The sequence below is a fragment of the Sporosarcina sp. JAI121 genome (genome assembly GCF_013408665.1).
Classification (GTDB): domain Bacteria; phylum Bacillota; class Bacilli; order Bacillales_A; family Planococcaceae; genus Sporosarcina.
In genome coordinates this window covers 196849-211574 of the sequence record NZ_JACCCL010000002.1, presented here as the reverse complement: position 1 = coordinate 211574, position 14726 = coordinate 196849, and the positions used below count along the sequence as shown (strand labels likewise).

Here is a 14726-nt window from a genome sequence, read left to right as displayed (position 1 = left end):
TTATCGTCTCACTTTCAACACTTTGTACATACGGTGTCCAAAAATGCCAGCAAGCACTGAAAGGATAATATCTTTCGGTAGCGGCGGCATCATCCACAGCCATGCCACTTTGTATGTGAAAGCATCCGGCGCTGCAGCCCAGAATTTATATGCATAATACATCCAGTTCGTACCAACTAGATAATTCACAGACATTCCGACGAGTGCTGCGATAATGTAACCATGTAACTTGCCGTTCTTTTCAACGATTTTTCCGGCAATGAATGCTACAAATATGAAAGAAACGATAAATCCGAATGTCGGGCTGAGAATCGATCCAAAACCGCCGCCGAATCTCGCAAACACAGGCGCCCCCGCAAGCCCGATGAACATGTAGACCGTCATTGCCAATGCGCCTCTGCGGCTGCCAAGAATAAGTCCGGCAAGAATGGCGAAAAATGTCTGTAATGTAATCGGAACACCACCTACGACCAGAAATGGGGCAAATGCTGTAATATTAGCCCCGATCATCATGAGTGCTGCAAACATGCCACTGTATACAAGCGTCAACGGACTCATTGCGCTTTTAGTTCTAGTCTTCACTATTGCTGTTGTCATATGATACACCCCTAGCGTTTATGTTATCTTTAACAGATTAATAGATAACACATTATGTGTCAACACTATATTTATAATAGTTAACTCATTTATTATAATCGGGGTAAGTAAAAAGACCGACAGCATATTCGCTATCGATCTGTTTTCACTATCTTTCATCTTCATTTTTCGGGAACAGAAAGTACGATATAATCCCACTTACAATCATCGCACCAATTATAATAAACAGACGCGATAACTCAGGTACTTCCTGGAAGTCTTTCGTCAACTTCATCCAGCCGAATCCCCCGACAAGTAGCATGATCGGAATGACAAATTTAAAAGCTCTCAACACATTCACCTTCAGTACACATTATGGTAGCTCTATTCTACCATAATCCCCGCTTATCTCCGACACCGACGTCTTTTACCGCCGAATCCGGGGCCACATCCAGGACCGAATCCAGGACCAAACCCAGGACCAGGGCCGTATCCAGGGCCGAATCCAGGTTGTGCGGGAAGTGTTTGCCCCATCACATTTTCTGTTGTTTCTGTGAAATAGTGACGTGGAATTTCAACAGTATGCACCCGATTCACATTGACGATCGGATGGATAAATGGAACTTCACGCGGCACAAATTGATCGTGGCAGCGATATTGCGGCGGGCACACTACCGGTTGCGCTTGATTGCAATGGTGCATTTGATGATGACCATGCTGCATTTGGTTGCCATGCCAATTACCTTGTTGCATCATATTCTCACCTCCTCCTTCTATTAGATGTGAAAAGTCAGAGGACAAACGGGCGATAGACTCTGCGGGCGTTAATGAATAATGGTAGAAACTGTCCTACTGAACTTCCAAGCCCTTCCCAAGCCCTTAAATAGACGTGAAATTATTTCCAGTCTTTCATTTCCCTGCTCGGCAATCAGAAAAAGCTCTTACTTACGCAGGCTACTTAAAAAAGGCGACATTTTGTTCAAAACCGAACAAAATGTCGCCTTTTTAAATTCAGAATCACTTACAGAGTTTAAAACAAATTTTTTCAGTGCCCTTTATTCACAGGGGGATCATTTATTGGTATTCACCCGGCATATTTTCTTCATCATCGAAAACACGGGAGTCTTCCCACTTTTTCTTGTATTCCTCATACTGTTCATAAATCGGTCCACCTTCGCCGATCATTTTCAACTTAGCGATAAAGTCTTTGTTATTCCTTAATTCCATTTCAGATGATTCAATTGATAAACGTTCCATTTTTATCATCCTCCTCACAATTTTAACCGCGGCCAAATGCGATGGAAAACTTTTAAATGTTTAACGGCTATTCATTAACTTCATTCTATAATTACACAGAAATTTCTGTCTTTCGTAAATAATCACGTCTTTCACGTTTTGCAAATCTGTTAAAAGGATATACTAGTAAAGATAGGTATGCCAGGAGGTTATTTTATGAAAAGGGTTATCTTATTTGACGGCGATTGTAATTTCTGTGATTCAAGCGTTCAATTCATTATAAAACGCGATCCGGCCGCCCATTTCCTTTTCACTTCATTGCAGAGCGAAAAAGGGGCAGAACTACGGAAACAATATGCCATCCCTGACGAAGTCGATAGTCTGGTTTTAATTGAAAATGATAAAGTATTCACGAAATCATCTGCAGCTCTCCGTATCGCGAAGAAACTGGACGGATTATGGCATTTGTTATTTCTATTCATACTCGTGCCGGGTAAGATCCGTAACGGCGTTTATGATTACGTTGCGGCAAATCGTTATAAATGGTTCGGTAAAAAAGACGTTGCATGTATGCTTCCGTCGCCGGAAGAGCGTCAACGATTCATTTGAACGGCGCCGAAAAGGGGACCCCGCTTATTTCGGGGCCCCCTTTTTGGATGTTACGTTAAACTTGCAGTTCCTTATTTTCTTCGGCCGTAAACGCACGTGACCTTGTCAAAAAGCGTTTACCTTCGACGCCCTCGAGTGAAAACATCCCGCCTCGTCCATTGACGACGTCAATGATCAGCTGTGTATGCTTCCAGTACTCAAACTGGTTTTTGTGCATATAGAACGGCGATTCGCCAATATGACCGAGGAGGACGTCTTGATCGCCTATGATCAGTTCCCCATCCGGATAACACATCGGCGATGAGCCGTCACAGCAACCGCCCGACTGATGAAACATGAGCGGCCCGTGTTTTTTCTTCAAAAATGCAATGAGTTCAAGTGCAGCGTCGGTTGCTAATACGCGTTGAGTCATCCGCACTTCCTCCTTACTCTTTAAAAGAAGCCTTGTTTCGTTTCGCTGTAGCTGACGAGCATATTTTTCGTTTGTTGGTAGTGGCTTAGCATCATTAAGTGGTTTTCACGACCGACACCGGACGCTTTGTAACCGCCGAATGCAGCATGAGCCGGATATGCATGGTAACAATTTGTCCAGACACGGCCCGCTTGGATGCCGCGACCGAAGCGGTATGCTGTATTCATATCGCGCGTCCATACACCTGCCCCTAAGCCGTATAGCGTATCATTCGCAATTTCAAGTGCTTCCTCTTTCGTTTTGAATGTTGTAACCGAAAGAACCGGCCCAAAAATTTCTTCTTGGAAAATCCGCATTTTATTGTTGCCCTTAAAGACAGTCGGTTTGACGTAGTAGCCGCCTTCCAACTCTCCTTCCAATTTGTTCTGCTCCCCGCCGACCAGACATTCCGCACCTTCCTGTTTACCGATATCAAGATAGGAAAGGATTTTCTCCAACTGCTCAGTAGATGCCTGCGCACCCATCATGACAGTCGGATCAAGCGGATTACCGGTTTTAATCGCTTTGACACGCTCAATTGCACGGTCGATAAATTTATCGTAAATCGATTCCTGAATCAATGCACGCGAAGGACATGTACATACTTCACCTTGGTTTAGTGCAAACATGACGAAGCCTTCCACCGCTTTGTCCAAGAACGAGTCATCTTCCTCCATAATATCCTCAAAGAAGATATTCGGTGATTTACCGCCCAATTCAAGTGTTACGGGGATTGCGTTTTGTGAAGCGTACTGCATAATCAGACGGCCTGTTGTCGTTTCGCCCGTGAATGCAATTTTCCCAATGCGAGGGCTCGATGCAAGCGGCTTTCCTGCTTCCAAACCAAAACCGTTCACGACATTCAGAACACCTGGCGGCAATAGATCTTCAATCAGTTCTACGAGTACGAGAATCGATGTAGGCGTCTGTTCGGCGGGCTTCAGCACGACACAGTTTCCTGCAGCAAGTGCTGGCGCGAGCTTCCATACCGCCATTAGAATCGGGAAGTTCCACGGAATGATCTGTCCAACAACACCAATCGGCTCATGGAAATGATAGGCAACTGTATCGTTATCAATCTGACTGACCCCGCCTTCTTGCGCACGGATTGCACTGGCGAAATAGCGGAAATGGTCGATTGCAAGCGGTAGATCCGCATTTAATGTTTCACGAACCGCTTTACCGTTATCCCATGTTTCAGCAATAGCCAGCAACTCTAAGTTCTGCTCGATGCGGTCAGCGATTTTCAGCAACGTATTTGCACGTACCGTAACAGACGTCTTACCCCAAGCATCTTTTGCAGCATGTGCCGCATCAAGCGCAAGCTCAACATCCTCTGCAGTCGAACGTGCCACTTCTGTGAATACCTTCCCAGTCACCGGCGTCACGTTATCAAAGTATTCCCCTTTAACCGGCGCAGTCCATTTTCCGCCGATGAAGTTATCGTAGCGTTCCTTAAAGTTTACTTTCGCACCTTTAGTGTTCGGAAATGCATAAATCTGATTTTCCACCGCTTGTACCATTTTTCCATTCCCCCAGTGAGTTGAATTTTCCACACAATGACACTATACGCAGCAAGCCCCCACCGTATGCGCTTTGCCAGCAACAAATCGTTGTATGCGCTTACAAAGAAGCTTGTCTCCCCATTCTGTCAGACTATCCCAATTATTTCAACTAATTAGTCTGATAGTTTTTATTAATCGATTGTTAACCCTCTCGTAATAGTTTGTTCATATTTACCTTCTATGATTGGAGTAATCAAATGAAACAGGAGGAACTAATATGGAGACAGAGAAAAGAAATAAACCGGTTAAACGGTTTTTATCGACACTTGGAGCAGGTGTAATCGGTTCGGCATTGACGCTTGGAGTCGTGATGAATACGGATATACTGCAGACCGGTTCCCCTCAAGAAACGACGCCCGTCACTGCGGAAACAGCTTCCTATAACGTAGAGCAAACTGCCGCGAAAGGTATAGTATCACTATCCGATATGGTAGAACAATCATCCGGTGCGATTGTCGGTGTTGTTAATTACCAAAATGCGCAAAATCCTTATTTACAACAAATCGGGAACACCCAGAGCGGTTCAGGGTCGGGGGTCATTTATAAAATCGATGGCGACAAAGCTTTTATCGTTACAAATAACCATGTCATTGAAGGAGCAGAAAAACTTGAAGTTTCCCTTGAAGGCGGTGAAACAACGACTGCTACGCTAATCGGAAAAGATGCGCTTAGCGACCTAGCAGTTCTGACAATCGATGCGAAGTATGCAAAAACCTCCCTTGAATTCGGCGACTCCGACAAACTGCGTGCTGGAGATGAAGTCATCGCAATCGGCAATCCGCTCGGGCTCGACTTCTCCGGTACAGTAACACAAGGGATTGTCAGTGCGGTCGATCGCTCCATCAATGTGAAAACGTCTGCCGGCGAATGGGCAATGAACGTTATTCAAACGGACGCTGCCATTAACCCGGGCAACAGCGGCGGCGCACTCCTCAATGCGACAGGTCAAGTCATCGGCATCAACAGCTTGAAAATTTCCGAAAGTGGTATTGAGGGGATCGGCTTTGCTATTCCGAGTAACGAGGTTATCCCACTTATCGAAGAAATGACGTTGAACGGACAAGTAGAACGCCCGTATATCGGCATCGGACTCGCAGATCTTGAACAAGTGCCACGGACTTATTTGAAAGGTCTTCCGGAAAATATTAAAGGGGGCGTGGTAATTGCGAATATTGATTCTGAATCTGCAGCAGGAAAATCTGGTCTCGATGTAGAAGATGTCATAACTGCGATTAATGGCACCGACATTAAAAACTCGACAGAACTACGAAAGTACTTATATTCCAACCTATCTGTCGGTGACAAAGCAACATTTACCGTCTATCGCGGTGCAGAAAAGAAGACAATCGAGGTCACACTTACGAGCAATGTATCCACGGCAAATTAAAATATATGCGCAAACACCTCTCCTTCATTCCCGCAGGAGAGGTGTTTGCAATTGCTAAATTTCTATTTTCGATTTACGTTAAAGATAACAACGGTACAAGAGGAGGTGCATGACGGTGAAGATTTTGGTGATTGAAGACAATGAGAGCGTCTCTTCAATGATTGAGCTGTTTTTCTCGAAAGAGGAAATCGATGGATCATTTATAAAGAATGGGCTGGAAGGCTTCGAACTTGCGAAACAGGCCGGCTGGGATTGTCTTATCATCGACTGGATGCTGCCGGGAATGGACGGGATTGCGATTTGCCGTAAACTGCGCGAACTGAACGTCGCGACACCCATTATTATGCTGACCGCAAAAGACGGTGAATCAGACCAGGTGCTCGGACTTGAAATGGGTGCGGACGATTATGTTACGAAACCGTTCAGCCCTCTGGCACTTATGGCACGCATTAAAGCTGTGACACGCAGATATTCAACGCTTAAAGACAAGCCCCCGGAAGATGGCGTCGTTGAAACTTCACATTTCACTATCAATCCAAACACACGTGAAGTGTTCCGTGATGGCGTGCGAATACAAAACCTTACACCGAAAGAATTCGAACTGCTCTATCATTTTGCACAGCATCCCAAACAAGTTTTCTCACGAGAACAACTGCTGGACAATGTGTGGGGGTACGACTTTTACGGTGATGACCGAACTGTCGACGTGCACATCAAGCGACTGCGGACGAAAGTGGCAACAGAGGATCACCCTTTTTTCCACACAGTCTGGGGCGTCGGTTACCGGTTCGACGAAACAGCCGGTGATGAAAAATGAAAATCAAATATTTATATCAGCAAGTCGTGAGTCACTTCAGTGTGATCGTCATCGCTTTTTTATTACTAAGTTTGCTGTTTTCCCATTACGTTGAGCAATTTGTCTATGACAATAAAACCGATGAACTCGCGACATATGGTGAAACTATTTTACGCGACATTCAAAAAGATCAGCGAAATTCGAACAAGATTCTGCAATCATACGGACATGTACTGAACGGACGCGATATCCAATACAGCTTATTCGATGAAAAGTCGGCCATCATTTACTCGACAGGCATTAATACACCACTCATCGAGTTAAGCGAAAAAGAATGGCACAATATTAAAAACGGCGAAACAATCAGCGTGAAGCAGGATTTCAACCGCTTCAACGAGGCGGTCACATTTGTCCTTCTTCCCTATATCCACAACCAGCAATTCATCGGCGGTATTCTGTTGACCTCCCCTATCAAAGGCTCACGGGAAGTAATATCTCAAATGAATGCTTATTTAATCGTCACAACATTTATCGCACTTGCGATTTCACTTCTTCTTAGCTGGATTTTATCGACTTTCCACGTAAGGAGAATCAAACGGCTTCAATTGGCAACCTCCGCCGTTGCACAAGGGGATTATTCGGTGCGTATTCCCTCGTCGGATTTTGACGAAATCGGCGAACTTGCAGGAGATTTTAACGGCATGGTTGAAAAGTTGGATACTTCTATGGAGGAAATCGAAAACCTTGAAAACAGGCGTCGTCAGTTCATGGCAGATGTTTCGCATGAATTACGGACACCTCTCACAACAATCCGCGGCATCATTGAAGGCTTGAAAAACAATATGATTCCGGAATCTGAAAAAGTAAAGGGACTGCAACTTGCAACTAATGAAACAATGCGGCTAATACGTCTTGTTAATGAAAACCTGGATTACGAAAAAATCCGTTCCAATCAGGTGACATTGATTAAACAGGATATTCAACTCATTGAATTACTGGAAATTATTAAGGATCAGCTTGAAGGCGTCGCCGTAGAACGTCATAACGAGATTGTTGTAGCCGCAGACCCCGACGTGTTGGTGTTCGCAGATTATGACAGGCTCACTCAGATTTTGATCAACATTACGAAAAATAGTATCCAGTTCACCGAAAACGGCAGGATTTATCTGCGAGGATATACAAATGACAATAACTGTGTTATCGAAATCGAAGATACCGGGATCGGAATTGACCCGGATGATATTGAGAGGATATGGGGTCGATTCTATAAAGCGATTGTGTCACGGACGACGAATCCATACGGCGAATTCGGTCTTGGCTTGTCGATTGTGAAAAGCCTTGTCACGATGCATAACGGTACAATCGACGTGACGAGTGAAAAAGGGAAAGGCACAAAGTTTACGCTAATGTTCCCAAGACAACTTGAAAATTGACTATTTTTCCAGCTGCTATGCATTTTACATAGCAGCTTTTTTATTTCCCGTAATAGTTTGTTCATATTTACCCTGTAGGATGAATTTACATCAACTATTGGGGGAGTTAAAAATGAGTAAAAAAAGGTCATTTCCATTAGTAGCAGTCGGTCTACTTGCAATTATTCTCGTAGTAGCAACGGGCTGCTCAAAAGAAAAAAAGGCAACAGATGAAACTGTAGCGACTGTCGGTGATGAAAAAATAACGAAAGATGAATTATACGAGGTCCTTGTACAAGCTTCCGGACAAGAGGCACTCGCTTCAATGATTGACAAAAAAGTCATTGAACTTGAATTGAAAAAAGAAAATGTTACAGTTTCTGATAAAGAAGTTGAAGCAGAACTTACGAAATACATCGAAAGCGGCGGCGGAGAGGAAGCCTTCAAAGCTGCACTGAAACAGAACGGTATGACTGAAAAACAATTTAAAGAAAACATCGTGGAGTTTTTATCGATTCAAAAAGCACTTGAGCCAGGTAAAGAGATAACAGATAAGGAAATCAAAACATATTTCGATGAAAACAAAGAAACCTTCCAAGAAGAAGGGAAAACCGAAGTTAAGTTGGAAGATCATAAAGAAGAGATCAAACAGCTATTAACAGACCAAAAATTACAAGAACAGTATGCTGAGTGGCTGGAAAAAGCAAAAGCAAAATATAAAATCGATAATTCATTGTTAACAAAATAAGTTCTCCCAGGAACAAGACTAACCGCTTTAATGCAGAAAGAGAATGACTGCATTTAAGCGGTTTTTGTTATTTCTATAATAGTTTATAATCCCTTTAAAAGAGTCATCGTCCTTAAAATATCTATATTTCTCAACGTTTTCCATGAAAGCGTATTCCTCATATTTGTTTCTAGTATATTATTGGTAATATACAAAATAGGCTTTTAATTCACAAACTTTCATGTTATCGTTATTAAAATTCTTCATTATCTGAAAGGGGCGAATACTGTGCCACAAATGTTAGCTTTAGCAATTGTCGTTGCTGTTTTATATATCGGGGATGCTATATCTGTTCGAACCAAAGCATGGATTCCATCAGTTTTCGTTTCAGCCGTCCTTTTCTTAATCGGTTATTGGACGTTCTTCCCGAAAGACATCGTTTCAATAGCGGGTATCCCGCCTGTTGTCGCATCGATGATGATTTACTTACTAATCACAAATATGGGTACACTGCTTTCTGTCCAGCAACTGAAGCAGCAGTGGAAAACCATTTTAATATCACTCGCTGGTATTTTGGGTATTGTCGTGGTGCTGTTCGGAGTGGGAACGCTCTTATTCGGACTCGACACAGTCATCGTAGCTATCCCGCCTCTTGTCGGCGGAATTGTATCCGCTTTGATCATGTCTGAAGGTGCGGCGAATGCGGGACTTGTTACATTATCCGTTTTCGCGATCGTCATTTATGTCATGCAAGGTTTCGCCGGGTACCCTCTTACGTCAATTGTCTTGAAAAAAGAAGGAAAGAGACTACTCGGAATGTATCGGAAAGGTGAATTGGCTGTTGTAGACACAGGAAGTTCAGCGACCGAGAAACCAGAGGAAGAACTTAAAATGTTCAAGAAGCTACCTGCCAAATACAATACAGATTACTTTAAATTCTTCCGACTCGCGCTTGTCGGGTTACTAGCCTATTTCACTTCCACCGCGCTGGCGCCAATCGTCACGGTCAGCCCATATGTCTTGTGTCTCCTATTCGGAATCATCGGGGCAAGCGTCGGATTTTTAGAACGTCAGATTTTACAAAAAGCAAACGGTTTTGGATTGTCTTTACTTGTTCTCATGCTCTTCGTTTTTGATGGCCTGAAAGCAGCCACACCATCCATGATGGTTGAAATTCTGTATCCACTTATCGGGTGCATCGTGCTCGGCGTCATTGGGATGTATATCTTCTCATTCATCATCGGAAAGATCCTGAAAGTCAGTAAAGAAATGGCGTTTGCTGTTTCGTTGACTGCCCTATACGGTTTCCCCGCGGATTATATCATTACCAATGAAGTAATTAACGCATTAACAGAAGACGAGAAAGAAAGAGAAGCGCTGACCAGTCATATGCTGCCGCCAATGCTAGTCGGCGGATTTATAAGCGTCACAATTGTTTCCGTTATTCTCGCAGGCTTCTTCGTCGCATTTTTATAAAACAGGGATTTGAATTGACTGGGTGACAGTCACCCAGTCAATTCAAAACTATTCAGACTACTTACACGAGGAGGAATGAGTATGACAGCCAATCAACAACGGATTGAGCAGCATATCGAATCGCTTAGCCGGTTTACTGCTACTCCTGGTAAAGGTGTGACACGGCTTACGTATAGCGAAGAAGATTTACAAGCACGCAACTATATCAAGGAAAAAATGATGAACTATGGCCTTAGAGTAACAGAAGATGGCTTTGGCAATATTTTCGGCAAGCTGGAAGGCACATTGCCAGATGCTCCATCCGTCATCGTCGGGTCCCACTTCGATTCCGTCCCGAATGGCGGAGCCTATGACGGTACTGCAGGTGTTGTCGTCGGATTGGAAGTCGCAGCGCTGTTCAAAGAGAACAATATGAAGCCTGCCTATCCGCTTGAAATCATTGCACTCGTTGAGGAAGAAGGCTCCCGTTTTGGCGGCGGATTGATGGGCTCACGAGGAATGATGGGGTTATTGACAGAAGAAGATTTCAAAAAGCTTGCCGACAGAGACGGTATTTTAGCTGTGGATGCGATGGCGGATATCTGGGTCAACCCGGCGAACGGAAAAAAACGAGATCCTAAAACGATGAAAGCATTCCTTGAGCTGCACATCGAACAAGGTCCGATTCTTGAAGAAAAAGGAATTCAAATAGGTGTAGTTGAAACGATCGTTGGACTGACTCAGTTGGAAGTGACCGTACAAGGAAAAGCTGGACATGCCGGCACTACGCCAATGGATCGGCGCTCCGACGCGCTAGTTTCCGCATCGCAAATTATTGCCGCCCTCCCCCGACTTGCAACCGATGAAGGCGAAGGAACAGTCATTACAACAGGACGACTAAACGTCTTCCCGAACGGAGCGAACGTTATCCCCGACAAAGTAGTTTTCACCGTCGATATCCGTTCCGGCAAGGAAGAGCATGTACTGAATGTCGTCCGTAAGCTGGAGGCATTCATCGCGCAGCAAAATTGCCATGGCATTAACACCTCAACAGAACAGCAGCTTTATATCGCGCCAAAAGAACTCGATGCAGACATCCGATCTCTATTGAAAGAAGCGAGTGACAAACTCGAAATCCCCTATTGTTCAATCAATAGCGGAGCTGGCCATGATGCAATGGTCTTTTCAGATTTCACGGCCTGCGGAATGGTATTCATCCCAAGTAAAGACGGGCTAAGCCACTGTCCTGAAGAATGGTCGGACGCAAGTCATCTCGCGGACGGCACAGATATTATTTATGAAACCGTAAAAAGATTAACGGAGGCTAAAAGGTTATGATCAATCAAAAAATTAAAACGGCTATCGCAAACTATAGCGACGAACTGACGGCGCTGCGACGTAAATTACATAGCGAGCCGGAGCTGTCGTTTGAAGAAGTGAAAACTACTGAATTCGTCTGTGCCTATTTGGATGATCTCGGCATTTCCTATCGTAAAACGGAGCCCACCGGCGTTATCGCTGAAATTCAAGGCGCGCTTTCCGGCGAAACAGTCGCATTGCGTGGCGATATGGATGCTCTCTCTGTTGAACAATTAAACACGCATGTACCTTATGCTTCCAAAATAGACGGCAAAATGCACGCATGTGGTCACGATGCACATACTTCGATGCTGCTCATCGCGGCAAAAGCATTGTCAGATGTGAAAGATGAACTGTCCGGTAATGTACGTCTGCTGTTCCAACCCGCGGAAGAGATTGCACAAGGTGCAAAAGCGATGGTCGATCAAGGCGCTATGGACGGTGTTGATAATGTTTTCGGCATTCACATCTGGTCGCAGATGCCGACGCATAAAGTTTCTTGTACACCAGGACCTTCATTTGCGGCGGCGGACATTTTCAAAGTGCAGTTCACAGGAAAAGGCGGACACGGTGCTATTCCACAAGATTGCATCGATGCAGCACTTGTTGCCTCTTCGTTCGTTATGAATGTCCAGACTGTCGTTTCACGGACGATAGACCCGCAACAAGCAGCTGTTCTCACTGTCGGTAAAATGGAAGTCGGTACACGTTTCAACGTCATCGCTGAGAATGCTTTGATTGAAGGAACGGTTCGCACGTTCAATCAAGATACGCGAAATCATATCGAAACAAGCATTTCACAATACGCGAAAAGCGTCGCCGACATGTACGGTGCGACCGCGGAAGTTGAGTATATCCGCGGCACACAGCCCGTTGTCAACGATGAAGAAAGTGCAAGACTCGTTCAACAAGTTGCAGCCGAAGCATTCGGTCCAGATGTTGTTTTTGATGAAAAACCAACGATGGGCGCCGAAGACTTCTCATTCTACCTCGACAAAGCGCCCGGCAGTTTCGCACTTGTCGGCAGTGGTAATCCTGAAAAAGATACGGAATGGTCGCATCACCACGGCAACTTTGACATCGACGAAGACGCGCTGGCTACGGGAGCGGAACTATACGCTCAATATGCGTGGGCTTATTTGAATAAGTGATCGGAGAACGGAAAAGCATAATCGGCTTTTCCGTTTTTTGTGGATGGCGATGATAACATGCCGCATGACGGTAATAAACTAGCTACAGTTAGCCATATAATCAATGTGATATGATAAAGCTACTTATTTCAACTCGATTAAAAGAGGTGTTTCTATGAACTTCATTGCCTGGACAATTGTCGCGTGTGAAATTGGTTTCTGGGTTGTCATTGCTCTCGGACTTATCACTCGCTATATTTTTAAACGCGAAAAGCTTGGTTTTTTCTTTTTGGCTCTAACGCCTGTTATCGACCTTATTCTGCTTCTAGTCACGGCAACCGACCTGTACAATGGAGCAACCGCGACACAAGTCCACGCCGTTGCGGCCATATACCTCGGTTTCTCCATAACGTTCGGCAAAAGCATAATTCGCTGGGCTGATGAATGGTTTCGTTATTATGTTCAAAAAACGGGCATTAAACCGGTGCGTAAAATTGGCTATGAACACGCTCGACACTCGATGAAAGGTACATTTCAACATCTGCTCGCTTTTATCATCGGCGGCGCTTTCCTTACCGCAATGATTTATTTCATCGGTGATACTACAAGAACGGAAGTGTTATCCGCTACATTGAAGGTATGGGCACTCGTCCTTGGCATCGACTTTGTAATTTCTATTACATATTTCATCTGGCCGCGACAAGGAATATCAAAATGAATACACAAAAAGCCGACCTATCAAAAGGTCGGCTTTTATTTCATTAATCGATATTGTAATAGCTGCAAACGACTTCGGCAACCGATTTCGCGGAGACCAGAAGAGCATCTTCGTCAATATCAAACTTCGGATGATGATTCATGAATGCTCTTTCTACCCCTTTCGGCTTACAACCGATATTAAAGAAAACACCAGGTACTTTTTCCAAGTAATACGAGAAATCTTCCGATCCCGAGAACACCGGAAATTCTACTACTTCCTTGATATCCGGATCGTCCGAATTCCCAAGAATGGAGACAACCTCTGCCGTCACCGTCGGATCATTGTAAAGTGGCGGATAATCAGCCGTATACGTCAGCTCACACTTCACGTCAAACTCCAGTTCAATGCCACTTACAATACGATGAATTTCCCGGGAAATCAATTCCTGTGTTTCCCCGTTCATGTAACGCACATCGCCTTCAAGTTCAATACTATCCTTGATGACATTAAACGAGCCTTTTCCATCAAATGAACCGATTGTAACAACACCCATTTCAAATGGATTCAACCGCCTGCTGACGATGGTCTGGATAGCTGTTACGAAATGGGCACCCGCAACGATTGGATCGTTCGACTGATGCGGAGAAGATCCGTGGCCACCGCTTCCTTGAATCACTAGCTTGAAATACGTTCTTCCCGCCATCGCAAAACCGCTGCGATAGCCGACCGTTCCCGTAGGATGTGAAGGAAATAGATGCGTACCGAAAACTAAATCCAAATCATCAAGCACACCTGACTCGACGATACTCTTCGCTCCGCCCGGCGGTGTTTCCTCCGCATGTTGGTGAATAATTTTAATCGTACCGGCAATTGATGATTTCATTTGAATAAGGCAGTCTGCAAGAATTAACATGTACGCGGTATGTCCGTCGTGACCGCACGCATGCATGACACCTTCATTTTTCGATTTGAACGGCACGTCAGCCTCTTCAAGGATTGGCAACGCGTCAAAATCGGCACGGAGTCCAATTGTCTTACCCGGCTTGTCTCCTTTAATTGCTACGATAATCCCATATCCATTGCCGACATTCGTCTGAACCTCTACATCTTTTCCTTTATAAAAGTCAGCGATATATTGTGCGGTTTTTTCTTCTTTGAAAGACAGTTCGGGATTCTCGTGTAAATGGCGGCGAATCGCTATCATTTCGTCTTTTCGACTTTCAAGCAGTTCCATTAATTGACGTCTCGTTTGGATTCCTTCTTGTATGTGTTGACTCATCTGCGTAGTTCCCCCTTATTTTCCCAATAGATTCGGTACATTTA

The 14726-nt window shown here is 44.5% G+C and carries 16 protein-coding genes; 9 read left to right on the top strand and 7 right to left on the bottom strand.

Going from position 1 to position 14726, the window contains the following annotated elements:
* The 4 genes from HDC33_RS12555 to HDC33_RS12540 form a co-directional block, all read right to left on the bottom strand.
* A complete protein-coding gene (locus HDC33_RS12555; protein WP_179392924.1) occupies window positions 1-597 on the bottom strand; it encodes a biotin transporter BioY in 597 nt (198 codons plus the stop codon).
* Between the two features lie 148 nt (window positions 598-745).
* Window positions 746-928, bottom strand: coding sequence for a histidine kinase (locus HDC33_RS12550; protein ID WP_255457408.1), 183 nt, complete (start codon window positions 926-928; stop codon window positions 746-748).
* Window positions 929-981: 53 nt separating this feature from the next.
* Window positions 982-1332 carry a hypothetical protein gene (locus HDC33_RS12545; RefSeq protein ID WP_179392923.1) on the bottom strand — a complete coding sequence of 117 codons (351 nt, stop codon included), beginning with the start codon at window positions 1330-1332 and terminating at the stop codon, window positions 982-984.
* Window positions 1333-1650: 318 nt separating this feature from the next.
* Window positions 1651-1833, bottom strand: coding sequence for a hypothetical protein (locus HDC33_RS12540; protein ID WP_179392922.1), 183 nt, complete (start codon window positions 1831-1833; stop codon window positions 1651-1653).
* A gap of 195 nt (window positions 1834-2028) precedes the next feature.
* Between HDC33_RS12540 and HDC33_RS12535 the strand changes: the two genes are divergently transcribed.
* Complete coding sequence (locus HDC33_RS12535; protein WP_179392921.1) at window positions 2029-2421, top strand: thiol-disulfide oxidoreductase DCC family protein; 393 nt, start codon at window positions 2029-2031, stop codon at window positions 2419-2421.
* A gap of 55 nt (window positions 2422-2476) precedes the next feature.
* On the opposite strand, the gene HDC33_RS12530 is transcribed toward HDC33_RS12535, so the two are convergent.
* Window positions 2477-2833, bottom strand: coding sequence for a DUF779 domain-containing protein (locus tag HDC33_RS12530; protein ID WP_179392920.1), 357 nt, complete (start codon window positions 2831-2833; stop codon window positions 2477-2479).
* Window positions 2834-2853: 20 nt separating this feature from the next.
* Window positions 2854-4395 carry an aldehyde dehydrogenase gene (adh, locus tag HDC33_RS12525; protein ID WP_179392919.1) on the bottom strand — a complete coding sequence of 514 codons (1542 nt, stop codon included), beginning with the start codon at window positions 4393-4395 and terminating at the stop codon, window positions 2854-2856.
* A gap of 259 nt (window positions 4396-4654) precedes the next feature.
* On the opposite strand from adh, the gene HDC33_RS12520 reads away from it, so the two are divergent.
* The 8 genes from HDC33_RS12520 (at window position 4655) to HDC33_RS12485 (ending at window position 13421) form a co-directional block, all read left to right on the top strand.
* Window positions 4655-5824 carry a S1C family serine protease gene (locus HDC33_RS12520; RefSeq protein WP_179392918.1) on the top strand — a complete coding sequence of 390 codons (1170 nt, stop codon included), beginning with the start codon at window positions 4655-4657 and terminating at the stop codon, window positions 5822-5824.
* Window positions 5825-5939: 115 nt separating this feature from the next.
* Window positions 5940-6641 (top strand): winged helix-turn-helix domain-containing protein, encoded by a 702-nt coding sequence (locus HDC33_RS12515; RefSeq protein WP_179392917.1) that lies wholly within the window; start codon window positions 5940-5942, stop codon window positions 6639-6641.
* A complete protein-coding gene (locus HDC33_RS12510; protein ID WP_179392916.1) occupies window positions 6638-8053 on the top strand; it encodes a sensor histidine kinase in 1416 nt (471 codons plus the stop codon). Before HDC33_RS12515 ends, HDC33_RS12510 begins: the two co-directional genes overlap by 4 nt.
* A gap of 112 nt (window positions 8054-8165) precedes the next feature.
* Complete coding sequence (locus HDC33_RS12505; RefSeq protein ID WP_179392915.1) at window positions 8166-8780, top strand: SurA N-terminal domain-containing protein; 615 nt, start codon at window positions 8166-8168, stop codon at window positions 8778-8780.
* Between the two features lie 267 nt (window positions 8781-9047).
* Entirely contained in the window at window positions 9048-10235 is a 1188-nt protein-coding gene (locus HDC33_RS12500) for a hypothetical protein (RefSeq protein ID WP_179392914.1), read from the top strand.
* 81 nt (window positions 10236-10316) lie between these two features.
* A complete protein-coding gene (locus tag HDC33_RS12495; protein ID WP_179392913.1) occupies window positions 10317-11552 on the top strand; it encodes a Zn-dependent hydrolase in 1236 nt (411 codons plus the stop codon).
* The gene (locus HDC33_RS12490) at window positions 11549-12724 is read left to right on the top strand and encodes an amidohydrolase (protein WP_179392912.1); all 1176 of its coding nucleotides are present in this window, start codon (window positions 11549-11551) and stop codon (window positions 12722-12724) included. The genes HDC33_RS12495 and HDC33_RS12490 overlap by 4 nt, the downstream gene beginning before the upstream one ends.
* A 154-nt stretch (window positions 12725-12878) precedes the next feature.
* Window positions 12879-13421, top strand: a complete 543-nt coding sequence (locus HDC33_RS12485) for a hypothetical protein (protein ID WP_179392911.1) — start codon at window positions 12879-12881, stop codon at window positions 13419-13421.
* A gap of 43 nt (window positions 13422-13464) precedes the next feature.
* Here the strand turns inward: HDC33_RS12485 and HDC33_RS12480 are convergent, their stop codons facing one another.
* Window positions 13465-14682, bottom strand: a complete 1218-nt coding sequence (locus HDC33_RS12480) for a M20 family metallopeptidase (protein ID WP_179392910.1) — start codon at window positions 14680-14682, stop codon at window positions 13465-13467.
* Between the last annotated feature and the right edge of the window lie 44 nt (window positions 14683-14726).

Bases quoted from the DNA above. Each gene is read 5' to 3' on its own strand.
- HDC33_RS12555 (WP_179392924.1), bottom strand. From the start codon at position 597: ATGACAACAGCAATAGTGAAGACTAGAACTAAAAGCGCAATGAGTCCG.
- HDC33_RS12545 (WP_179392923.1), bottom strand. From the start codon at position 1,332: ATGATGCAACAAGGTAATTGGCATGGCAACCAAATGCAGCATGGTCAT.
- HDC33_RS12540 (WP_179392922.1), bottom strand. From the start codon at position 1,833: ATGGAACGTTTATCAATTGAATCATCTGAAATGGAATTAAGGAATAAC.
- HDC33_RS12535 (WP_179392921.1), top strand. From the start codon at position 2,029: ATGAAAAGGGTTATCTTATTTGACGGCGATTGTAATTTCTGTGATTCA.
- HDC33_RS12530 (WP_179392920.1), bottom strand. From the start codon at position 2,833: ATGACTCAACGCGTATTAGCAACCGACGCTGCACTTGAACTCATTGCA.
- adh (WP_179392919.1), bottom strand. From the start codon at position 4,395: ATGGTACAAGCGGTGGAAAATCAGATTTATGCATTTCCGAACACTAAA.
- HDC33_RS12520 (WP_179392918.1), top strand. From the start codon at position 4,655: ATGGAGACAGAGAAAAGAAATAAACCGGTTAAACGGTTTTTATCGACA.
- HDC33_RS12510 (WP_179392916.1), top strand. From the start codon at position 6,638: ATGAAAATCAAATATTTATATCAGCAAGTCGTGAGTCACTTCAGTGTG.
- HDC33_RS12505 (WP_179392915.1), top strand. From the start codon at position 8,166: ATGAGTAAAAAAAGGTCATTTCCATTAGTAGCAGTCGGTCTACTTGCA.
- HDC33_RS12495 (WP_179392913.1), top strand. From the start codon at position 10,317: ATGACAGCCAATCAACAACGGATTGAGCAGCATATCGAATCGCTTAGC.
- HDC33_RS12490 (WP_179392912.1), top strand. From the start codon at position 11,549: ATGATCAATCAAAAAATTAAAACGGCTATCGCAAACTATAGCGACGAA.
- HDC33_RS12485 (WP_179392911.1), top strand. From the start codon at position 12,879: ATGAACTTCATTGCCTGGACAATTGTCGCGTGTGAAATTGGTTTCTGG.
- HDC33_RS12480 (WP_179392910.1), bottom strand. From the start codon at position 14,682: ATGAGTCAACACATACAAGAAGGAATCCAAACGAGACGTCAATTAATG.